Source organism: Paenibacillus sp. FSL E2-0201, assembly GCF_037963325.1.
In the GTDB taxonomy this organism is placed as follows: domain Bacteria; phylum Bacillota; class Bacilli; order Paenibacillales; family Paenibacillaceae; genus Paenibacillus_AQ.
Genome location: NZ_CP150154.1, coordinates 579295 through 600737, shown reverse-complemented (window position 1 = coordinate 600737; position 21443 = coordinate 579295). Strand labels below are relative to the sequence as shown.

Annotated in this window: 23 protein-coding genes; 3 read left to right on the top strand and 20 right to left on the bottom strand. The window is 44.6% G+C overall.

Going from position 1 to position 21443, the window contains the following annotated elements; all coding sequences use genetic code 11:
* Positions 1–225 precede the first annotated feature (225 nt).
* The 11 genes from galU to NSU15_RS02705 all read right to left on the bottom strand — a co-directional run bounded on the left by galU (position 226) and on the right by NSU15_RS02705 (position 11068).
* Positions 226–1140: a UTP--glucose-1-phosphate uridylyltransferase GalU gene (gene galU, locus NSU15_RS02755; protein ID WP_339291221.1), complete on the bottom strand. Its 915-nt coding sequence runs from the start codon at positions 1138–1140 to the stop codon at positions 226–228.
* Positions 1141–1160: 20 nt separating this feature from the next.
* Entirely contained in the window at positions 1161–2138 is a 978-nt protein-coding gene (locus tag NSU15_RS02750) for a glycosyltransferase family 2 protein (protein WP_339289047.1), read from the bottom strand.
* Between the two features lie 78 nt (positions 2139–2216).
* Positions 2217–4346, bottom strand: coding sequence for a glycosyltransferase family 39 protein (locus tag NSU15_RS02745; RefSeq protein ID WP_339289046.1), 2130 nt, complete (start codon positions 4344–4346; stop codon positions 2217–2219).
* A gap of 206 nt (positions 4347–4552) precedes the next feature.
* Positions 4553–5098, bottom strand: coding sequence for a DUF1697 domain-containing protein (locus tag NSU15_RS02740; protein ID WP_339289044.1), 546 nt, complete (start codon positions 5096–5098; stop codon positions 4553–4555).
* Between the two features lie 25 nt (positions 5099–5123).
* Entirely contained in the window at positions 5124–5942 is an 819-nt protein-coding gene (locus tag NSU15_RS02735) for an aminoglycoside phosphotransferase family protein (RefSeq protein ID WP_339289042.1), read from the bottom strand.
* Between the two features lie 14 nt (positions 5943–5956).
* Positions 5957–6253, bottom strand: a complete 297-nt coding sequence (locus NSU15_RS02730) for an antibiotic biosynthesis monooxygenase (RefSeq protein WP_339289040.1) — start codon at positions 6251–6253, stop codon at positions 5957–5959.
* Between the two features lie 19 nt (positions 6254–6272).
* Complete coding sequence (locus NSU15_RS02725; RefSeq protein ID WP_042123874.1) at positions 6273–6899, bottom strand: hypothetical protein; 627 nt, start codon at positions 6897–6899, stop codon at positions 6273–6275.
* 123 nt (positions 6900–7022) lie between these two features.
* On the bottom strand, positions 7023–8129 hold the full coding sequence (locus NSU15_RS02720; RefSeq protein ID WP_339289038.1) for an endospore germination permease: 1107 nt from the start codon (positions 8127–8129) through the stop codon (positions 7023–7025).
* A gap of 25 nt (positions 8130–8154) precedes the next feature.
* The gene (locus NSU15_RS02715; RefSeq protein WP_042123872.1) at positions 8155–8358 is read right to left on the bottom strand and encodes a hypothetical protein; all 204 of its coding nucleotides are present in this window, start codon (positions 8356–8358) and stop codon (positions 8155–8157) included.
* Positions 8359–8366: 8 nt separating this feature from the next.
* The gene (locus tag NSU15_RS02710; protein WP_339289036.1) at positions 8367–9512 is read right to left on the bottom strand and encodes a Ger(x)C family spore germination protein; all 1146 of its coding nucleotides are present in this window, start codon (positions 9510–9512) and stop codon (positions 8367–8369) included.
* A 5-nt stretch (positions 9513–9517) separates the two neighbouring features.
* Positions 9518–11068: a spore germination protein gene (locus tag NSU15_RS02705; protein ID WP_156114710.1), complete on the bottom strand. Its 1551-nt coding sequence runs from the start codon at positions 11066–11068 to the stop codon at positions 9518–9520.
* Positions 11069–11291: 223 nt separating this feature from the next.
* On the opposite strand from NSU15_RS02705, the gene NSU15_RS02700 reads away from it, so the two are divergent.
* On the top strand, positions 11292–11609 hold the full coding sequence (locus tag NSU15_RS02700; protein ID WP_339289033.1) for an MGMT family protein: 318 nt from the start codon (positions 11292–11294) through the stop codon (positions 11607–11609).
* Here NSU15_RS02700 and NSU15_RS02695 read toward each other — a convergent pair.
* The 8 genes from NSU15_RS02695 to NSU15_RS02660 form a co-directional block, all read right to left on the bottom strand.
* The gene (locus tag NSU15_RS02695) at positions 11606–12307 is read right to left on the bottom strand and encodes a DUF1361 domain-containing protein (protein WP_339289031.1); all 702 of its coding nucleotides are present in this window, start codon (positions 12305–12307) and stop codon (positions 11606–11608) included. The genes NSU15_RS02700 and NSU15_RS02695 overlap by 4 nt on opposite strands.
* A 231-nt stretch (positions 12308–12538) precedes the next feature.
* Positions 12539–14317, bottom strand: a complete 1779-nt coding sequence (locus NSU15_RS02690) for a SulP family inorganic anion transporter (protein WP_339289030.1) — start codon at positions 14315–14317, stop codon at positions 12539–12541.
* Between the two features lie 99 nt (positions 14318–14416).
* Entirely contained in the window at positions 14417–14743 is a 327-nt protein-coding gene (locus tag NSU15_RS02685; protein WP_042123860.1) for a metalloregulator ArsR/SmtB family transcription factor, read from the bottom strand.
* 73 nt (positions 14744–14816) lie between these two features.
* Complete coding sequence (locus tag NSU15_RS02680) at positions 14817–15194, bottom strand: hypothetical protein (RefSeq protein WP_042123859.1); 378 nt, start codon at positions 15192–15194, stop codon at positions 14817–14819.
* 61 nt (positions 15195–15255) lie between these two features.
* Positions 15256–16824, bottom strand: a complete 1569-nt coding sequence (locus NSU15_RS02675) for a phospholipase D-like domain-containing protein (protein WP_339289028.1) — start codon at positions 16822–16824, stop codon at positions 15256–15258.
* A 172-nt stretch (positions 16825–16996) separates the two neighbouring features.
* Entirely contained in the window at positions 16997–17290 is a 294-nt protein-coding gene (locus tag NSU15_RS02670) for a putative quinol monooxygenase (protein WP_042123857.1), read from the bottom strand.
* 27 nt (positions 17291–17317) lie between these two features.
* Complete coding sequence (locus NSU15_RS02665; RefSeq protein ID WP_042123855.1) at positions 17318–17959, bottom strand: nitroreductase family protein; 642 nt, start codon at positions 17957–17959, stop codon at positions 17318–17320.
* A gap of 36 nt (positions 17960–17995) precedes the next feature.
* The gene (locus tag NSU15_RS02660; protein ID WP_042123853.1) at positions 17996–18424 is read right to left on the bottom strand and encodes a MarR family winged helix-turn-helix transcriptional regulator; all 429 of its coding nucleotides are present in this window, start codon (positions 18422–18424) and stop codon (positions 17996–17998) included.
* Positions 18425–18587: 163 nt separating this feature from the next.
* Here NSU15_RS02660 and NSU15_RS02655 point away from each other — a divergent pair, with 163 nt between their 5' ends.
* Positions 18588–19367 carry a carbon-nitrogen family hydrolase gene (locus NSU15_RS02655; protein WP_339289025.1) on the top strand — a complete coding sequence of 260 codons (780 nt, stop codon included), beginning with the start codon at positions 18588–18590 and terminating at the stop codon, positions 19365–19367.
* Between the two features lie 69 nt (positions 19368–19436).
* Here the strand turns inward: NSU15_RS02655 and NSU15_RS02650 are convergent, their stop codons facing one another.
* Positions 19437–20366, bottom strand: a complete 930-nt coding sequence (locus NSU15_RS02650; protein ID WP_339289023.1) for a hypothetical protein — start codon at positions 20364–20366, stop codon at positions 19437–19439.
* 178 nt (positions 20367–20544) lie between these two features.
* Here NSU15_RS02650 and NSU15_RS02645 point away from each other — a divergent pair, with 178 nt between their 5' ends.
* Positions 20545–21429, top strand: coding sequence for a CHAD domain-containing protein (locus tag NSU15_RS02645; RefSeq protein WP_339289021.1), 885 nt, complete (start codon positions 20545–20547; stop codon positions 21427–21429).
* Positions 21430–21443 lie beyond the last annotated feature (14 nt).

Here is a 21443-nt window from a genome sequence, read left to right as displayed (position 1 = left end):
CAACTAAAGACAGTCGAAAAATGTATTTCCGTTGGATTACGAAGAAATAAGTGTATCAAGTGCAACTAAGTCGATACGTAGCCGAATGATACACTTTTTAATTGTATACAGTACACTTATCCGCTCACTCTCTCTACGCGACACGCAAAAAAACTGCCCCAAACCAACCTAATCTCACCGCCGAATAACGATGTTCTGGTCATTTGGAACAGTTCCCTTCAATCCCTAGCGTGTACCCCAAGGTAACGCCCCCACTTCTTCACCTTCCCTCAGACTAGCCGCCAGCTTCTGCAAATACGGAACTAGCAATGGACGCAGCTCCTCACGCATCAAACCGACCTCCAGCGTAGCCTGAATATAGCCAAATTTATCGCCGATATCATAACGTTGTCCGATCAAATCCAACGCCAGCAGACCTTCATTACGACATACCTCGTGCAAAGCATCTGTCAGCTGATATTCGCCGCCTGCACCACGCTCAAGCTTAGCCAGCACCGAAAATATCGAAGGCTCCAAAATATATCGCCCCATAATCGCATTCTCTGAAGGTGCAGTTTCTGGGGAGGGTTTTTCTACTAAGCCTTTTACTTCGTGAACGCCTTGTAAAGAACCACTAGATGAAATAATCCCGTATTTATGAACCTCCTGCCGAGGCACCTGCTGAACACCGACGATGGTCTTCTCCTCTTGTTCATACAGTCTCATCATTTGCAGTAGCGCCGGGTCCTCCGAGACCATGATATCGTCACCGAGCAGAACAGCGAAAGGCTCATCCCCAACGAACTGTTCCGCACAAAGGATAGCGTGACCTAGTCCTAGCGGCTCTTTTTGCCGAATGTAATGAATGCTGGCCAGTTCGCTAATCGCTTGGACTTCACGAAGCAGCTCCTCTTTTCCTTTTTCCAAAAGCGTCTGTTCCAGTTCCACTGATTTATCGAAATGATCTTCAATCGACTTTTTGTTGCGGCCCGTCACGATAATGATGCTCTCAATGCCGGATCGAACAGCTTCTTCTACGATATATTGTATCGCCGGTTTATCCACTATGGGCAGCATTTCCTTTGGCTGAGCCTTAGTTGCAGGCAAGAATCGAGTGCCTAAGCCCGCGGCGGGAATAACCGCTTTTCTAATCTTCACGATGAATCCCTCCCTTGCAGTTATTAACGATGAATGGCTTGCTGCTCGCGAACGCTCTGCTGCTCCTTACCCCCATAGAACTCTTGGACAATATAGAGCGGACGTCCCTTGGTCTCATCATAAATCCGGCCGACATACTCACCCAGAATCCCTAACATAATGAGTACAAACCCATTAAAGGTTAGTGTAATCCCAATCATGGATGCCCAGCCCTTAACGGCTGAGTCCGTAAAAATCACCAGATAAAGCACGTACATCAGGTATAGAAAACCAGAAGCCGATAGCAATGCGCCAAGATATCCTGCCAGCTTCAGCGGCTTATAAGAGAAGGAAGTAATTCCATCCATAGAGAGCTTGATCATGCGCTTCAATGGATATTTAGTCTCTCCAGCCAGACGTTCATCACGCTCATATTCAATAGCTTTTTGACGGAAACCGACCCAGCTGACCAGGCCGCGAACGAATCGATTCTTCTCTGGCAGACGTTTGAGCTCTTCACATACTTTACGATCTATGAGACGAAAATCCCCCGTATCCACAGGGATAGAAATGTCAGTTGAATAACGAAGCACTCTATAAAAGAGGCTGGCCGTCCACTTTTTGAACAAGGATTCTCCATTTCGCTTGATCCTTTTGGCATATACAACTTCATAACCCTGCTTCCATTCCGCAATCATGTCCAGAATCAGTTCCGGCGGATCTTGCAAATCGGCATCAATAATGACGACTGCATCCCCTAGGGCATAATCCATTCCAGCTGTAATCGCGATCTGATGCCCGAAGTTACGCGATAAATCGATCAGCTTCACACTTTCATCCCAGTAACTGTATTCCTCAATCATCTGGGCACAATTGTCTGTGCTGCCGTCATTCACAAAGATCAGCTCATACACTTCACCCGTCAAACCCATTACTTTTTTGATCCGGCGATAAGTCTCCTGAATAACCGCCTCTTCGTTAAACATCGGTATAACAATGGAATAGCGCACGTTGGTACTCATGAGCAGCTCCTCCTTAAATTTGAATAATGAAGCGTGTTAGATTCATCTCATAACACGCCTCATATTATGAACATTCGCCTAATTTAAAGTGACTTTGTATAATGTTCCGCTGTTTCCTGCATCGTTACCTGCCCAATCAGCTGTTGGAACTTCTGTACCATTCTCCGTGATCCAAGTCGTCAACTCGGAGTTACCCCCGCGTCCACCACCCATACCACCGCTATTGATCAGGAAGTATTTTACCTTTCCACTCTCTACAAAGGCCTTTAGGCTATCTTGGGTATATACGGTGTCTGAGTTAGAAAATCCATTCAGAATTACGACTGAAGCACCCTTATCAACGATATACGGAGCTGCTGTACCATAATCTAAGGTAGCAAAAAGATAAGGTTCACCCGTATTGTTTTCCTCCAAATAGGACAACAGACTCTCATTCGCACTTGTGGCGCTATTACGTCCAAAATTGCTTGAGTTGCCGCCCATCCCCCCTTTACCCTCACTACTGCTCGGGCCTGCCTCAGGGGTTTGACTGTTCAAGCCATAGGTAATTGGAGTAGCTGCCCAGTAGAGCGGCCCAATTAACAATACTAATACGGCTGTTATGCCTGTCGCATAAATAAAGGACTTCTTCTTGCCTTTAAGAACTAACAGCACCAGTGAAACCACTATGCCTGCAGCTAAAATACCAATGGACCAGCCACTGCCAATTGTATCGTCATAAGGATGAACAATGTACCACTCGAAACCTGCTGTAACCAGTGTTGCAGCGGGCAATAGCCAAGACAGCCAACCAGAGTGCTCGCGATATAGCGTCCACAGCTTTGACCATCCTGCACCAACTAGCGCAGCAATTGGCGGAGCCATCATCACCAGATAATATTGATGGAAGAAACCTGCGATACTGAAAAATCCCATAACGGGCACCAGCCATGCTAACCAGAAGATCACTTCCTTATGAGCTTGGGTAAAGTTCCTTCTCCGCAGATTGGCAAATAATCCAATGCAACCAAGCAATACGAAAGGTAGCAGCCAGCTAGCCTGTCCTGACAGCTCTGATTGGAACAGTCGCAGCGGGCCTGCTGTACCCGTATTGAACATCCCGCCTCCACCGCCACTCATGCCGCCGCGATCTCCTCGCCCGCCGCCGTCGTCGCCTCCGAATTGCCGACCTTGATTGTCTGATCCACTAGGAGGTTGACCTGGTGAGCCTCCATCATCCTCGCCAGTCTGGCTATTCGTAGGCGAATTTGTGCCTTGCTGACCCGAAAATGCTCCACGTCCACCATCCGTGCCATTATTACCGCCTGCCCCATTCATGGCGGGCATCTCGCCATTCATGTTTGGCATTTCACCATTCATATTCGGCATCTCGCCACCGTTCATAGGAGGCATCCCGCCTCCGCCTCCGCCTGTCCCGCGATCCCCCGTCAATCGGGCAACGCCATTATAACCAAAGGCAAGATTCAACACTGAATTCGTGCCGCTACTGCCGATATAAGGTCGTTTGCTGGCGGGAATCGAATCCACAATCACTGCCCAGGATAAGGAGACTACAAGCAATATTGCTGTGGAGGCCGCCAACACCCCCGTCTTCCTCTTCCAGTTCACTTTGGCAGCCAAGACATAGAAGAGATAAAAAGCCGGTAGAACCATGTATGCCTGCAGCATCTTCTCATTAAACCCAACACCGATTAATGCAAATGCGGTGAGAAGACTGCCCATCTTGTTGCTCTTCGTTCCTTTGAATAGAAACCATGCCGCGAGCAGCAGTGTAAACACTAGCAATGCATCAATATTGTTTGTCCGGCTGACAGCTGCTGCTACCGGAGTAGTCGCCATGACTAATGCTGCTATACGTGCTGCCGCTCTACCGAAGGTAGGCTTTACTAGCAGATATACTAGTAATACAGAACCAACGCCCCCAAGGGCTTGAGGCAGAATCACACTCCAGCCATGCAGCCCGAAAATGAGTGCGCTAAGCGTCTGAATCCAAAAGGTAACCGGTGGTTTATCCACCGTTACTGAACCCGCAGAGTCCAGTGAAGCGAAGAAGAAATTATGAAAATTCTGCAGCATACTTCCCACCGCGGTGGTGTAGTATGTATTCACATAATGGTCATTCCAAACCCCATAACCGTACAAAAAAGCAGCAAGTAATAAAATGAGCCACAGTATAAGATCCGAACTGATTTTTTTGACCCCACTCATCTCCATCCACTCCTATCCTTTGATCATCTATATACCGGCAGTTCTGTGTTCCCGGCTCAATCTTTCCGTAGGTGTATTATTTCACCCTTACCTTAACTCTCAATGAGTGCACGCTGAATGTTTGCTGAATAAATAAAGCTCCCGGAACGCAAAAAAAAGCCCCACAACTGTGGCGCCTTTCTGTTCAAATCGCAATCAGAAATAGACTATTCCATCCTGCCCATAGTAATGAGCTTATTCACCGTATTCCAATTACGTGCTGTAAGCGTCATACCCAATATTTTGTCAAAAGGAACCTTGAAAAGCGGCGATTGGCTCACACTGACCTCATATAACATGTACATCTCTCTGCCGACAAAACGCACTTTATCTGGTCCATCCTCATAAATACGCAGCTTATCAAGCGCCTCGACTGAAGGCTCAGCCGGTAAAAAGGAGACATACCATTTCTTGAACGCCTCTGGCTCGGATAGCTGAAAAGGATTGTTTGCGAGTACTTTCTCCATCTCAGCCAGTGTACGAATTATAACAGAGACTTCAAAACCAAACACCTCATGAATCTGACGTTCAATAACTCCGCTAAGAAAGCTCTCCGATTCCTCATCACTTTCAAATATTACATTTCCGCTCTGAATATACGTCCGTACATTGTGAAAGCTAAGGGATTGCAACATTGTCTTCAGATCCTGCATCTTAATGATTTTGTTGCCGCCGACATTAATGCCACGCAGCAATGCAATATAGGTAGTCATGAGCACACTCCGTTTCTTATCATGATCAGCTTGGGACCTCGATTATGGCTTGTAGACGTTTACGAACTTCTTTTACTATTAGCTCCTTCTCCGGTGGCGGAAGTCCTTCCACCAGACGCGCGGCAGCGATAGGCAGAATCCAGCGGTCTATGTCCTCATAAGTACATCCTGATAAACGGAGATACTCCCGAATGTATCCCTTGGTTAATTTCTTTCTAATAAAACCTATCATCATTCTCGATAAGGCAGAGGCACCAGGGGGCATAGCTCCCATACTGAACATCACTACGGATCGAGCAGCATCGGCCGCCGGTTCTCCCACCACTCCTGTCATCCAGTCGATTACCCAGAGCTGATCGTCCATAAGCACATTGTCAGGATGGAAATCACCATGGCATAAATGAGTTCCTTGTGGTAGCTTCTCCAGATAGCTCAGAATGATTGACTTCTCATCTTCACTAAGCATTGGAGCCCCCATGATATTCCACTTCAACATATCCTTCTGCTGTCCGATCTCCTCAGTAATTTCAAGCTTATGCAAATCATAGTGAAGCCTAGCCATCATTCTGGCATACATACTAACTTTCCAAGGCTTCTCACCCATCACCTTTAGCAGGGAGGGACCTTTAATTTGTTGAAATACAATCCCTTGTCTTGATTGTTCAGAAATGAGTTCAAATGGCTGTGGTGTCCGGACGCCCTGCGAGTGCACAAACTGGCTGATCTTATATTCTCGGCTAATATTCTGCTCTGAAACATCCTCTAGGTACAACTTTAGAATCTTCTGATCCTCATGCTGCCAGATCTCAGCTGTTCTACCTTTCCCGACAAGCTTCGCCTTCACTCGAGTTCCTCCATTTAGTCCAGATTAATACGGGTAAAGTGTTCAACTACCGGAAATGGATCGTAGTAATGGTGAAGTAGCGCCTTCCATTCCTGATACTGGCTCGATTCTCTGAATCCTATGGTGTGATCTTCAAGCGTTCTCCACTTCACAAGAAGCAAATACTTATGATCATCCTCCAAGCACTGTTGCAGTTCATGCCCCATGTAGCCTTCTATTGAAGAAATTAAGCTTGATGCCTCCTTGAAGCTCTTTTCAAAATCAGGAGTCAAACCAGGCTTCACTTGTAGCATCGCAGCTTCCAAAATCATGTTCAGCATCCTCCCAAGATTATGTACTTAATGCATCGCGGAAAAATTCATGATAAAAATTAATAATAACAAGCAGAATGGCCAGTGACTCGTTGACCTGATCTACCTCAAGACTATGATTAGCATCATCGATTCTATACACTTTTAAATGATGAAGTCTACTAATTTCACCGGAATGCTGCTCACTGAATAAAGGATCCCCTCCGCCATAAATTACAGTCCCGCGACTTTGCTGAATCAGAGGAATCGCCTCAGGTAATGGTGTTATAAATAGATGGGACGTCTTTTTCTGTATTTCCAGCTCTTCTGCAATTCTCCCTGCGATGACCGCCCCCACACTTTTGCTGATAAATAGAAAGTTCTTGTAGTCAGGAAGCGATGCAATGGCCGCCTTACACTCCTGAATGAGAATAATCATTTCATCGCGCTTAAATCCTACTCTCGCACTCTGGTAGCCATACTCAAGCAGCAAGACATCGCAATGATGTTCCCGAGCTGCTTTGGCCGCATAATCTAGCAGAGGGCGTTCAGTCGAGTAATTTTTACCTGGAAAAATAACAGCCAATGTCTTTGAGCCTTGCGTGATATATTTATGTCTAACCTCTCTACCCCAATAAGAGGACATAATGATGTTGCTGACGTTCATACCTGTTCCCTCTCTTCTAAAACAACCATTCTATGTATCTATCATTATAGCTAACTTAGGTACAGTTTAGAAATCAAAGAATTCCTAATCTCATCATGAGTTCAGGAATGGTCGAACGTAGTTCTATTGCTGTGTAGCTACCTGCTTATGTTTATTTCTACTAACCATAATTTCAGCACAAATCCACAATACCAGTGGAATAATCACCTGAAATGGAAGTGCATATATGGGATAAATTGTATAGGCAAAATGTTGCATCTCCATAATATCCTTGAAGATAAATTGAGAGAAATAAACCACAATCAATCCCAGCTGAAGCACAACGGATCGGTAACTCTTCAATTTGAATAACTTAGCAACTCCAACACTAGCCACATATAAACATATGCTGGCCTTTATAAATATCGTGATTACAAATCCAACTGCGGAGGATGCCTCCATTCGAGTCAAAAAATCCCCTATATTAATCCGACTAACCGCTACATAAGAGGGGAAGTATAAGCTTTGAACAATATCAGGATTGAGAATCAGTAAATTCCGCAGAGAAACGAGCAAAATCACCCCACCAGAAATCAACAATCCGCTTAGCAGAATCTTTTTGGCTGATTCTTTTGCCGGCAAATGACTGAATACTCCCATAAAAAGAACAATTTCAGCAAATGGAAAGGTAAATGTTCCCCATGCATCTGCAAATACCGGTGACCATCCAGTATCAAGAAAAGGCTTCAAATAGTGATACTTGAGCTTGGGGATCGCTAAGATTTCAATAAAAAAAACCTCAGCCAAAAGAAGCAGTAGAAATAGCTTAGCACATCTCCCAATCACCTCAATTCCTGCCTTAACCACCCAAATACATAACAGTGCCATGCATAACATGGGTGCAATCATAGGCGTCTCTGTCAAGGCAACCGTTTTACTAAATTCCCCAAAATTCCTTAGGACGAGCGCCCCCATATGCAGCGCATACCATATATACGCACAGGAAACTACTCTCCCGAAGATAGACCCAAATACCGTGATCAATATATCAAATAGATCCTTACCCGGAAAAAGCACATGAAATCTGGCGTACATAAACAGCAGGGGAACCGTTAGCGATATGGCCATAAGCAGAGCAATCCAGCTACTGTTGCCCGATTTTCCCGGCAGTCCCATGAATAGTGAGGTCCCAATAATAAATAGAACAACAATACTTATAGAATGCCCTGTGGGTATGATCTCTTTTTTCATGCTTAAATCTCCTCTTGGCTTGTAACTAGAATAACTTGCTGATCCAGCTTACAATTAAAGGCGAAGGACTAGGAAGCTGCCATTTCATGGCCAATGCAAAAGCAATACAGAATGAAAACAGACACAGTGTACTACACACATAAAAATCACGTTTCATCCCTTGCTTTAACAATCCGTAAGGGTCCAGCAGTACAACAAAAAAGTAGATCAGCACAACGATAACAGCCAATTAATCACCTACTCTTGATGGATCTGGATAGATCTTGAGTTTTGAGCACTGCTCTCAATAATTATTGTTGAATTTACAACCACATCTAGATCAGAGAATTCCCGTTCCCAATCTTTATCTAGCTCGGACCAGGTCTTAGGCATATTCTCATGGATTTTCTCCCCAAATCCAAAAATATCGGTATGATAATCCGACTGCACCCTCTTAATTACAGAGCGCATATTCTCCTCTAATTCCTTTGCAGCACGCTTTTCTATAACGTTCTTACTATTTAGACTCGTAAATCCTTCAGTAGTCATCACCTCATCAAGCCCGGTATGTGTGATCGTTTGAATCTGTAATTGGAGCTTACCGTTGACCCAAACAGGCTTTATCTTTGTTTCATTAGAGAAAATCTCAAGTGTAAAGTCGGGGGTTCCCTCTTCATTATTCACGGTTAACACCCCTCCCTTAATATCATCTTTAACAAACAACATGTACTTGGTCTCATCACCGCTTAGCTTGCCAATCATTCTGTCCATTTTGAATATAGCTGTTCCACTAACACGTGGATTCTTCTGACCGTTTTTTTCATGAATATATACAAGAGGAGCTATAGCACAATCCCCGGGTGTCTCCAGCTTTTCGATAAAGTCCCAAATCTCCACTACCGGAGCCGTACTCACATTTTTTTCAATCGCCATCTGCTGCGCAAGACCATAAGACATAATAGTCTCTGTTGAGCTGTTTAAATTGATTACTTCCTGAGCCGTCTTCTCTTTGGACACAAACACGTAAACATCCGACCGAGTTTCTGTATCTCTGTTATACCAATCAATCACTTTTACAGCCCCTTCCTTTGCTACCTCCTCGCTGAGAATGATCGCCTTGGAATGGCTCCAAAATAGTTTCTTTCCCGTTATTGAAATCATGCTTCGTACAATATCAAACATCGTTTTACCTGAAAGACTAACCATCTTATAACCCGCTTGACTAGATTTCATCCCCTCTTTCGTATCCACGATTTCGACCGTTGCTAACAGCTTCCCGTCAGAATCTTTATCGATACCAATGCCTGCTACAACTGCCCTATCTTCAATCTCGGCGTAATCCCAACAGCCTAAGATACTGATCAGAAATAATAGCGATATACAAGCTAGCAATCCTCTTTTCATTTTCCTCATGATCGATTCCTTGCTTTATTTGTCGCTTTTCTCTTTCGATTACGTGCCCCAATCATCGCCGGACGTAGATACATATGCCACCACGGCGCCCTTATAGCTGTATCCTTAATATCTTGCGGATGAATAGAGCCTATTCCAAGCATGTACTGGACCCCAAAGGAACGTAAACTCATCAAATGAATCACTAGTCCGATCACACCCAGAAAATACCCGTACAATCCCAGGAAAAAGGTTGCGAACAGCAAAAGTGACCTTACCACGATTAGAGGTCCCGTCAATCTAGGGTTAAGTAAAGCCATAATTCCCGTTAGACCTACTACAATAATCATAGGAGCGCTGACGATTCTCGCTTCCACAGCCGCCTGACCCAGTACAAGCGCACCTACGATGCTAATCGCCTGACCAATGTAGGTCGGTATTCGTTCTCCTGCCTCTCGCAGAATTTCAAATATCGTTAGCATGAACAAGACCTCCACCACAGTTGGAAAAGGAACGGCTACTCTCGACGTTGAAATACTGAGCAACAACATAGTAGGCAGCATTTCCTGACTATAGGTAACCAACGCTACGTACAAAGCAGGAATACTAATAGACAAAAAGGCCCCAAGTACCCTTATCATTCGGTTAAACGAACCAAAGTAATAGTTAATATAATAATCAGCACTAGCCTGAAAATTCTCCACAAACAAATAGGGCACTGTCATTGCATAAGGACTGCCTTCCATTAATAAGGCAACTCTACCTTCCATCATTTTGCTTACTACAGAATCAGGACGTTCTGTGCTTCCCGTCATTTCAAAGGGTGAAAAGGGTTCATCTCGAATAAGCTCCGAAAGAATAGACGTATCCAATACAACATCTATGTCCACCTGCTGAATTCGGTTCTGCAGCTCTTTCACAACATCCGGTGAGGCCAAACCTTCAATATAACAAATACATGTTTCTGTTTTGGAGCGAACCCCGACCTGGCCATAAATCAACTTTAAGTCCGGACTTTGCACCCTTCGGCGAATGAGAGTCAAGTTTACAAGCAGCGACTCTGTAAAACCTTCTCGTGGACCCTTGACGCTTTTTTCCGTCAAAGGCTCCGCGATAGCCTTCGTCTCCCACCCCTGTGCACTAATGTTTAGCGCACCCGCAAAGCCATCCATCAGAAATAATGTTTTTCCAGCTACGACCCCGCTAACCATCTCATCCAAACTCGTAGAGCAGACTACATCGCTAATGTTAATAACCATCGTCCGAATTTTTTCCATCAGTTCAGCTGTATTCCCGCTATCCATTGCCGTAAAATCAAATTTCATTAGGGGCTTAATCACTCCGTATTGGATCATTTCCCTGTCAACCATCCCGTCAACATAAACTAACCCGAAGCGAAGAGCTTCACTGCCCTCATTATTTATCACTCTGATTCTAAGGGTTCCATCGTCCTTGAATATTTGCCGAAACAGGTCCATCATTTCATCCAGTGACGTACTTAGAGTCTGCCCAGACTTCTTATTTTGTTGAGAATCTTTGCGGTTATTCTCTGTCGTCTGTTTCTCCACAGTAGCCACTCCTGTCACAATAGGTTTCCTAGAAATTATCCCCCGTCTCACTAAATACTATCCGCCAAAATTATACTGAAAAGGGATCAACTCCTACGCGAGGGAAAGTTAACTTCATCCTTTGAAAATAAAAAAAGCCGCTTTAGCAGCGACATTGTTGATGTTTTATGATTATAGTGATCATCTGGTATAATTTGATGAAAATAAGAAATAGGAGCTCCCTATGACACCATTTACGGAACAAGTGTTACGTATTATACAATCCATACCTGAAGGTAAGGTGATGACTTACGGAGGAATAGCACGTGCAGCAGGAAGCCCAAGAGGCGCGAGGCAGGTCGTTCGGATCCTTCATTCCATGAGTAGAAAATACAAGCTTCCCTGGCATCGGGTCATCAACGCCAAAGGAATGATCTCCTTGACTGAAGATGAATCCAGCTCCCTCCAGAAGCTTTATTTGCAGGAGGAAGGGATTATTTTTAATGAAAAAGGAGTGGTAGATCTGAAACAATACCAATTTGATCCGGAATTTATGGATTAACCACGAATGCGCTTAGCACCCCTTCCTCTTTCACTGGTTCCAAGACCATTCAGTAAACAGTACATCGTAGCGTAGATAACCAGCAATACAAACGCAATGAACAAGCTGAAAAATACCGATTGTCGATTCAGACTGTCCATAACCAGTTGGTACAACTGATGCCGGTCCGTCAGTACATCCCAGCTATTCAGCCTGTAGACTCGGCCAAGCAGAACTCCATATCCCCCAAGTACACATGCTGCGAGTACAAATATCCAAGAGAACAGCAGGCTGCTTTTGCGATAAACAACCGTCTGGAACTGGTATAAAGAGAAGAACCCGGTTAGCCAACCGCTCCAAGTGAACAATAAGAGAGTTACCAAGTCATACCAATACCGATTCTGAATGGTGCCATCCACGATATATCTGCTTTTTCTTATCGTTAGATGCACCAGATCCGTCATGAGATAAGGCGCGTTCGGAAAGAATAGCAGCCAAGCGACGCCTAGCGGTATAAGCAGCAATCCACCTATCTTCCTTTTATCCAGTTCATAAGCAGCCATAGAGAACAGGAACGGAATCCAAGCCAGGAACAAATTCCAGATTAAAAATGCATAAAACGAATCCGTCTGTAGTGACACTACACGATATACGGCCAATGTCGCCACAGACAGACCTGCCAAGAGCATAAACACCTTCGGATAATTCAATTCCTTCATGAGCTTATATTCTCCTTATCGAGATAGTTTACATTTAACTTATACCCAATTGTACAAATTTGGCATTCTCAAGTCCAATCTCAAGCATAAATGCCTTTGTCGTCCTTATTAGGACAATAAGCGTTTATGCGAGAAATATAAGGATAATATATGCTGTGAAACTTAAATTCTTATATTTGAATAGAAAAACCCGGACGCAGAAACGCCCGGGCTGACCCTTATCTATTTAACTCAGAGACCACCATTTAGTTCAGGTGCTATTACAGGTTTCTTACGCCCTTTCAGACCGCGCAGGTTTCCAGCCTCTTCCATACAGGAGAACGCTGTACACTCCCTAAAAGCGGCATGGCTACATCCAATACACTTATTGTAATCGATACTGCTAAGTGCATCATTAATCGCTTCCCCAGTGTGCTGATGAAACTGCGCCTCACCTATAGTGTCATACAGTCCAGTTCTCTTGAGCAACTCAAGCGGCTGCGGCTGTATGCCGGAGATCATTAGTTTCCCTCCAACAGCTTGTAAATGCCGCACCAGTTCTGCCAAATTGGATTCTCCTGTGGTATCCATGAATGGTACTTTCCCCATACGCATTAATATAATTCTGGGTTGATCTGAGCCATAACTTGGCATAGTATCATCGAATCGATAGGCTGCGCCAAAAAATAGCGGACCCTCCACCGTGTAAATACCAATTTGCGGACAATCATGACTCTCCGTGACCATATGTGCTTCTACCTTAACGGAATTCGGATCAGGCAGTACTTTGGCCACCAAATGAACCTCTCCCATTCGTTTCACAAACAGAATGACTGCAAGAATTAATCCCACCTCTACAGCCAACGTTAAATCTGCAAATATTGTTAACAAGAAAGTGATGAATAATACCAAGGAATCGCCGGTCTTGATCTTAAGCAAATGAAGGAACTCTTTGCGCTCACTCATATTCCAAGCTACTACCATTAAGATAGGCGCCATCGCAGCTAAAGGAATACTCGAAGCATAGGGTGCGAACAACAGGAGAATTAGAAACACTACCACACCGTGAACGATCCCTGAGATCGGAGAAACAGCGCCACTCTTGATGTTCGTCGCTGTTCTAGCAATTGCTCCTGTTGCCGGTATGCCTCCGAACAATGGAGCAGCAATATTCGCGATCCCCTGACCGATTAGCTCACGGTTGCTATTATGGCGGCTGCCTGTCATTCCATCCGCTACAACAGCGGATAACAATGACTCTATAGAGCCTAACATTGCAATGATAAATGCCGGACGAATTAGCAGGGTAATCCGTTCCCAAGTAATGTCCGGAAATCGAAAGCTCGGTAAGGTATTCGGAATGTCCCCGTAAGCAGAGCCAATCGTAGTCACTTTGCCGCTAAAGAATAACGCAGCAATCACAGTCGCGCACAGAAGACCTACCAATGATCCAGGCACCTTTGGAGCGAATCGAATTGCTAGGATGACCACGGCAAGACAAATCACAGCGGTCAGAATACTATACCCATTCACCGTCGATAGATGAAGCCCTATTTCTTTCATGTTATCTACAAAGCGCTCATGCCGTTCTATATCCCTTAATCCAAGGAAATTAGCAATCTGTCCGGTAAAGATAATGACCGCTATTCCCGCTGTGAAACCAATCGTTACTGGCCTCGGAATAAACTTAATCAGTACTCCCAGCTTTAATAATCCCATGAGGACTAATATAACCCCTGCCATCATCCCTGCGATAAGCAGGTTCTCATAGCCATACTCCATCGCAATGGCAAATAAGATAGGGATGAAAGCACCTGTCGGCCCGCCAATTTGAAATTTCGATCCTCCGAACAATGAAATACATATGCCGGCAACGATCGTCGTGTAAATGCCATACTCCGGTTTAACACCGGAAGCAATAGCAAATGCCATCCCCAAAGGAATGGCAATAACACCGACGATTGTCCCCGAAATCAAATCCTTGCGAAAAGCATTCATGTTGTAGCCTTTATACCGGCCCCACCCTGTCATGATCAAACCTTCTTTTCTTTAAATATCTGATTATTTGAATATAAGAAAAACATTACTCTAGGACGCGACTGTTGTCAACGCCAAAATAATGTTATTCATTTATTCTCCGCGCATACCCTCAAGCAATGAAATGGTATTCACCAGATGGTTATCAAATATTTGTTTAGCTACGACCAGAAGATCTTTAATCAGTGGATCACGTAGCGAATAAATCACTGTGGTGCCTTCTTTTACACTGGCTACTACATTCTTGGCGCGTAAAACAGCTAACTGCTGAGATACAGCAGAGCCTTCTGATCCTAGAATCGCTTGCAGCTCATTCACATTCTTCTCACCTTCGCTGAGCAGTTCCAGGATACGAATACGCATCGGATGAGCCAGCGCCTTGAAGAATTCGGTCTTAAATTGCTGAATTTCGGTGTTCATAGACTTCTACTCCTCATAACTTACTTCTAAATCTAGTGTTATCTTTGTATGTTATCTTAGTCCCTGATAAGCGTCAAATACTCAAGGGGTAGATGCGCACATCACGGACCTGCACTTCTACAAAGACACCAAGCGCCATAGGCTCACCGAGACACTCGAACATTACTAGACTTTCACCTAATCGCAAAAATCCAGTTCCGTCCTCTTCAATATTCTCCAGCACACCGGTAAAAACAACTTTATCTCCCTCTAATCTGATGTCGAATTCAGTAGCAGGTACAGGTAGAATATCCACCCATCTCATGAGCAGCTCCGAAAGCTCGAATTCCACATCCGTTTCCGTATCTGGCCCCATAGGAGCACCGCACCAGATCCCCCTACCCTCACCAAACTCTGTGCGAAAAAATACCTCATCCTTTTTCAAGCCACTCTTTGTAATTTTGATTTTCATAGCTTTTATTCCACCTTGATCATTTATAACGATCATTATACATGACAACGAACCGATATTATCAAGTGTAATTCTGAGTAACCTTGTTCAGATAAGTACTAGGATGCAGCCAAGGATGCTTAAAGAACTCACTTTTCTTTGTAATCTTTCGTGAAACGCCTAGATCATAATCAATCATAGACTTTATCCGCTCTGCGAAAGCCTCTCCTTTCACCAGCATTCCCAGCTCGAAATCATGGCAGGCGCTTCTCTCATTGATGTTATAGGAGCCATGAAATACAGCCTGTGATCTATGGTCATAGGTTATTTTCCAATGTGAAAACCGACCTGTGAAGCTGTAATCATAAAAGGAAACCCCATTGATAAACGGCTTATACATATTGCCTCGTACCGCCGCACAATTGGTAGGATGATCATTAACCTTCAGCGGATTGCAAATGCTCAGATGACTGGAACAGTCTGGCCCCAGCTCCCCTAGCCGATCCCAAAACTCTTGATCAATCAAATAAGGATTTACAATCACCGTCTCCTCAGTCGCATAGGTAATTAAATCTAAGTAATATTGCTGAATAAAGTTAACTGGATTGCCCGGAAAACTTGCAAACAGCGTACATTCTTCCTCTCCAAAATGATAATTCACATCCGGATGGTAGAAGGCATCCTCTACGTCAAAATGATCGCCGCCCAATAGCAGCCAACGGGAATGAAACATAACATTCAGAGTATGCGCCGCCGCGCCACAAATCCGGAAGCATCCATCATGCCACTCCTCTTTTTTACTAGGAATTCCCTGTAGGTGTCCTTCTATACTGACCGCAGATGAAACCTGAACAGGTGTCACGTATGTGTACTGATCGCCAATATTCAGGCTGCCAATAATAGAGGTCACCCCATCAATGACCATAAACTTCCGATGATCAATGACATTCAGTCCTGTGATCTCTACATCCTCTTGCACTTTATCCTGTAAGAACAGGATACTTTCCGGTACGCCTTGCTGCTCCAGAACCTTCCGCTTCACACGCCATTCTACGGCTGTATAATACGAATTGAAGGTATCCAGCAGCTTAGCTCCTGCATTCTCGAGCCTTTCAGAAATTTTAGAGAATTGACCAACCGCCAGATTATTCTCATATCCTAAAGCTGTCAGCGTGTAATTGACCATGATCCGTACCTTCACCCCCCGTTTCAGAGCATGAAATAATTCATCTGCAACCAGATTGCCTGAACGGTCATTAAAAAAGAGCATCACGGACAGGTGAATATAATGCTGTGCCTTCTTCATTTCTTCCAATATCATTCCAAGGCATTCGGGTCCGTTCACGTAAGGATCTACTCGATTATTCCATGTGGTTTGTGGGGCCAGAACTTTTAGCTTGTCTGAATCTAATCTGCCTAATGCTTCAGTAAGTTGCCCCAGCAATCTTGGGCTAAAGCCAGGAACCCGAAATAGCTGCTGACTCTCCGTGATGACTCCGCCAATGGACTGACGGTATGCTTTGGCTGCCTCCAAGTTGATCTCCTTTAGCCAACGCTCCGCCTCTTCTCCTGCTTTGCCAAACATACGGACAAGTGAACCGCCTGATAAATAATAGTTCAAGATATCGATCATATTTTTCTGTATTTCCATATGTAAGATCCCCTATCTTTATTGTGATTGGCATGTATCAAGGTAAGGATAGATACCCTTGAACTCCTCCTTATAAACGGGGAACATAAAAAACAGAGATGCCCCGCAGCCAATGTGGCTTTGGACCATCCCTGTTTAAGATCAACCAGGATTCACTAAGAATCGAGATAACTTATTTCACTTGCTCTGCGCTAAATACCTTAACGTCGAGCGGCGCAGCCAAGAATTCAGCTGCTTTAGCTGAGAACGCGGTAAAATGTGGGCTTGTATTGTGGCTGGATACGGCTTCAGCGTCGCGCCATGTCTCCACCATAATAAATGAATTTGCTTCTCCGGCATTTTCATACAGTTCATAAGAGAGATTTCCCTCTTCAGCATGAGTAGCAGTGAGTAGTGTTTTGGACTCCGCCAAGAATTGTTCGCGACGTTCCGGATTTACTTTAAGCACAGCATGAATAATGATCATTGTATTTTCCTCCTAAGGTCTAACCTATTATTTCCACTCAGCAATCTTATCGATAGGCAAACGGACCGATGCATAACCTGCATCAACAGCCTTACCAATGGAAAGTAACATTACAGGAACATAACGATCTTTTTCCATGCCAAACGCTTCTGCGATTTGATCTTTCTCGTAGCCACCAATTGGGTTTGTATCGTAACCATGTGCACGGGCAACCAGCATCAACTGCATCGCAACAAGAGCGCCGTCGATAAGCACAGTGTCTTTGTTAACTTCACGTGGCAAGGTAGCAAAGTGAGCGGACAATCTAGTCAATTGGTTTTCTTTTACTTCAGCAGGCATTAGTCCACGTTCAACAGCTGTACCATAAATCTCCTCAGCATAATCGAAATTGTTCAAATCACCGAAGATGGCAATCATAGCTGCAGAGGTTTCAACTTGTACGCCATTAAAGCGAGCAAGAGGAGCTAAAGTAGCTTTAGCTTCGTCACTTTCAATAACAAGAAACCGCCAAGGCTGCATATTTACTGAAGAAGGTGCAAGGGTCGCTTCCGTAAGAATTTGTGTCATCTCTTCTTTGCTGATCTTAACGGATGGATCATATTTGCGGATAGAGCGGCGACCCGTAATAATTTCTTTAAAATCATTGGTTTGTGTTTGTGTAGCGTTCATATGTGTATATCTCCTTTGAGTTTGTATTTGGTGTTGTTATAACAAATTGATATTAGATTGCAGACGATTAAGCATATCTATGAGCACTGTTCGCTCCTGATCGTTAAATCCAGTAAGCAGAGTAGCGACAAATCGTCTCTTCTCTTCGCTATATTGAATCATTCTTTCCCGCCCTTGATCCGTTAATGAGACCAATGTAACCCTGTTATCTGCTGGGTTGTTGCGGCGAGTGATCGTACCGCTCTCTTCCATCCCTTTTAAGTGCCGAGTAACGGCGGCCGCATCTATATCCATGCCCTTTTGCAGAGTAATTTGGCTGACTTCATCTACCTGGAACAGTTCATGCAGGAGGCGAAGCCGTGTGGGACTGATCCCAGCACATCGTTCGAATTTCGGACAGATTCCCTTGTTTAATGCCTGCAGCAGTTCAAATATGCGGTCTTCCTCAGGAAAGTGCTCCGTCAAAATATACCTCCTTTATAAATTTAATTGTATACAATTGTTTTGCATAAAATTATATTAACTGATAATCATTGACCCGTCAACTAATATATCAAATCATTTTTTAAAAATCAACATTGCTTATCCCCTTAAGGTGCTATAGTCTTGAACAAAAAGGAGGAATCCTATGAGAATCTCCCTGATTCAGACGGATATAGCATTTGGCAATCCTGCTATGAATTATGCTACTGTAGCAAATAAAATTAGTGAAGCTGCTGCTGCATCGCCCGACTGTCTTATTCTCCCTGAGCTTTGGACCACCGGCTATGATCTAACCCGGCTAGAAGAAATTGGCGATCTAGACGGAGCAATAACCAAAGAATTCATCTCCAGCTTAGCTAAACAATACAATATCAATATCGTTGCTGGTTCAGTCGCTAGTAGGAATGCCTCCGGGGTAACTAATCGGATGTTTATATTTAATCGAGCTGGGGAACTCGTTGGTGAATACAGTAAGCTGCATTTGTTCCAGCTAATGGATGAGCATCTGTATTTGCAGCCGGGAGAAGCCAAAGGACTCTTCTCTATGGAGGGTACCTTATGTGCCGGATTAATCTGTTATGATATCCGATTTCCAGAATGGGTTCGTGCCCATACCGCGCAAGGCGCAGAAATCTTGTTTGTCAGTGCAGAGTGGCCATTATCTAGGCTATCCCATTGGCGTGCGTTACTGATCAGCCGAGCGATCGAGAACCAATGTTATGTAATAGCCTGCAACCGTGCTGGAAATGATCCTAACAATACCTTTGCTGGGCATTCTATGATAATCGATCCTTGGGGAGATATTTTAGGTGAGGCTTCTGAAGGGGAAGAAATCCTAACGGGGGATATCGCATTACATAAGGTGCGTGAAATCCGATCACAAATCCCGATTTTTGCAGACAGACGTCCGGATTTATATGAATAAAAGGACGTAACAGAAGCCGGGCTCTCGCCAGATTCTGTTACGTCCTTCTTTACGATGCTCAATATCCATTTATCCTTGGGCATAACGTTCACGCAGGACTCGCGCAGCATCCAGAACACGCGGATCCTCATAGTCCAAGAAATATCCTGTCTCCTGCTGCAGCCTGTCAGAGGATTTAAGCAACACTCCACGGGCAGCTAATGCTTGTCTAATCCCTGCGGCAAATACTTCAGTGGTAATCGGCCCACCTAGTTCACCAAGCCCAGCGATTGTCTCTGGACGAACCCGCGGATAAGATAATGCCGAGTCTCCTCCAGAGGCGTGCTCATAGAATTTATGAATGAGTTCACCGCGTTCCTGTCCCGAACCCGAAACTACTACAAATGCATGTACGAAATAAGCATTATTTTGTCTGCGCTGAGCAATGCCGCAAAATTTCCGCCCATTAATCGCCAAATCGAAGTCCCCCGGGCAATAAGATCCAACAATCTCACCAGCCTTTATTTGAGCCGCAGCCTGTGGATGACTCATAGCAACTGCCTCCGTGATCAGAGAAGCCAGAAGCCTAAAGTCATCATGAAAATCCAGCTTTCCGCGTCCTTTGGGGAGAACTAGCGAAACATTAACAATTCCATCATCCAGAGGCACCGCAGCACCGCCGGAATGTCTTACCGCTGTACGAATCCCTTGCTGCTCCAGCTTAGTCATCGCTTGGGCAGCGTACGGAAGCTTGCTGTCCCGTAGTCCAAGCGCAACACCTCCAGAATGGCTCCATAGGTGCAGGCTAGGAGGAACGAGACCCGCTCCAACATCCCTGCAAAGGGTCTCTTCAAAGGCGAACGGGATCAACAGCTCCCCGGCCCCCGCTTCTTCTACCTTTTTACTATTATCCTTTAAGATCAAATGCTGGAAGAGTCCCATTTCTGCAGGAAGTCCGATGGCTTCCTTACTTCTATTAATAGATCCATTGATCATTGCATCATACTCACGAGTATCCACCGATTCCCCTCTTTCTCGTATTATCCGTGATATTGTAACCTATCTGCCCCGCTAGTGCGAAATCAGAATTGAAATGAGGTTATGATAACGCTATCCTTATAGTATACGAACATGCCCCGGCTCGAATAGGGGGTTGCCTTAGGTTCATGCTATACACAACGTTAAGGAGTGATGCCGCATGACAGTGGAAGTGATGAAGGAACGACAGTTAACCAAGACAAGACAATGGGAACAGGCACTTAACCTGCTGTATATTGATTTTTGGGACTACTGCCATGATGCACTTAGCAAATTCGATGACGAGGACATTCACCGGGCAAGAGTGAACTGCCGCAAGCTGTTGACACTGCTATCCATTCTTGATCCGGGGCATACGTTAGGTCTGTATCCCTTTTTTGAAAAAGCCCAAAAGAGATTAGGCAAGGTCAGAGATGCAGACGTTCTCATTGAATCGTTCAAAATTAAACGCATACAGGCTAAAGAAAACGGCGATACAAAGACCACAGAGTTGTTGAAGGCAGTAATCGAGCACCAAAAGGACAAGCGTAAAGCTTATCGTAAAAAGCTGGCGGATGAACTGCCTAAGCTGATCAATGAAGATCTGGATGAGAAGTGGAAAGCCTTCCTAAGTGAACAGCTTGAGGCCCTGGTAGCGAAAAAAGATGCCAACGTTGTCATGCGCGAACTTGAGGTAGCTTACGAGCAGAGGAAAAAAGCTTGCAAGGCTATATTTCGTGGACCAGATGCTGAATCAGAAGCAGCCTTCGACTCATTGCACGAGCTGAGGATGGCCGCTAAGGAATTGCGATATACCGCTAGTGCAGCCTCTTTTGCGTTAAATCAGAAGTTCCATGCCCATGAGGAAATCTATAAGCAGATCCAAGATCAGCTCGGGCTGATTAACGATAAACGCCTTTGGCTGGAGACACTAAATGCTATTGGGCGAGAAGAGCTCAATGTCGGCAAAAAAACATGGAATACCTTTACTGAACAATTAAAAACCGAAGTACTCGATGCGTTACACCAAAATGATATCGTACCTGTCACACTTCAGACGAAGTAGCTCTGAATCGTTTA

Bases quoted from the DNA above. Each gene is read 5' to 3' on its own strand.
- NSU15_RS02750 (WP_339289047.1), bottom strand. From the start codon at position 2,138: ATGAGTACCAACGTGCGCTATTCCATTGTTATACCGATGTTTAACGAA.
- NSU15_RS02745 (WP_339289046.1), bottom strand. From the start codon at position 4,346: ATGAGTGGGGTCAAAAAAATCAGTTCGGATCTTATACTGTGGCTCATT.
- NSU15_RS02740 (WP_339289044.1), bottom strand. From the start codon at position 5,098: ATGACTACCTATATTGCATTGCTGCGTGGCATTAATGTCGGCGGCAAC.
- NSU15_RS02730 (WP_339289040.1), bottom strand. From the start codon at position 6,253: ATGATTTTGGAAGCTGCGATGCTACAAGTGAAGCCTGGTTTGACTCCT.
- NSU15_RS02725 (WP_042123874.1), bottom strand. From the start codon at position 6,899: ATGAACGTCAGCAACATCATTATGTCCTCTTATTGGGGTAGAGAGGTT.
- NSU15_RS02720 (WP_339289038.1), bottom strand. From the start codon at position 8,129: ATGAAAAAAGAGATCATACCCACAGGGCATTCTATAAGTATTGTTGTT.
- NSU15_RS02710 (WP_339289036.1), bottom strand. From the start codon at position 9,512: ATGAAAAGAGGATTGCTAGCTTGTATATCGCTATTATTTCTGATCAGT.
- NSU15_RS02700 (WP_339289033.1), top strand. From the start codon at position 11,292: ATGACACCATTTACGGAACAAGTGTTACGTATTATACAATCCATACCT.
- NSU15_RS02695 (WP_339289031.1), bottom strand. From the start codon at position 12,307: ATGAAGGAATTGAATTATCCGAAGGTGTTTATGCTCTTGGCAGGTCTG.
- NSU15_RS02690 (WP_339289030.1), bottom strand. From the start codon at position 14,317: ATGACAGGGTGGGGCCGGTATAAAGGCTACAACATGAATGCTTTTCGC.
- NSU15_RS02685 (WP_042123860.1), bottom strand. From the start codon at position 14,743: ATGAACACCGAAATTCAGCAATTTAAGACCGAATTCTTCAAGGCGCTG.
- NSU15_RS02680 (WP_042123859.1), bottom strand. From the start codon at position 15,194: ATGAAAATCAAAATTACAAAGAGTGGCTTGAAAAAGGATGAGGTATTT.
- NSU15_RS02675 (WP_339289028.1), bottom strand. From the start codon at position 16,824: ATGGAAATACAGAAAAATATGATCGATATCTTGAACTATTATTTATCA.
- NSU15_RS02670 (WP_042123857.1), bottom strand. From the start codon at position 17,290: ATGATCATTATTCATGCTGTGCTTAAAGTAAATCCGGAACGTCGCGAA.
- NSU15_RS02665 (WP_042123855.1), bottom strand. From the start codon at position 17,959: ATGAACGCTACACAAACACAAACCAATGATTTTAAAGAAATTATTACG.
- NSU15_RS02655 (WP_339289025.1), top strand. From the start codon at position 18,588: ATGAGAATCTCCCTGATTCAGACGGATATAGCATTTGGCAATCCTGCT.
- NSU15_RS02645 (WP_339289021.1), top strand. From the start codon at position 20,545: ATGACAGTGGAAGTGATGAAGGAACGACAGTTAACCAAGACAAGACAA.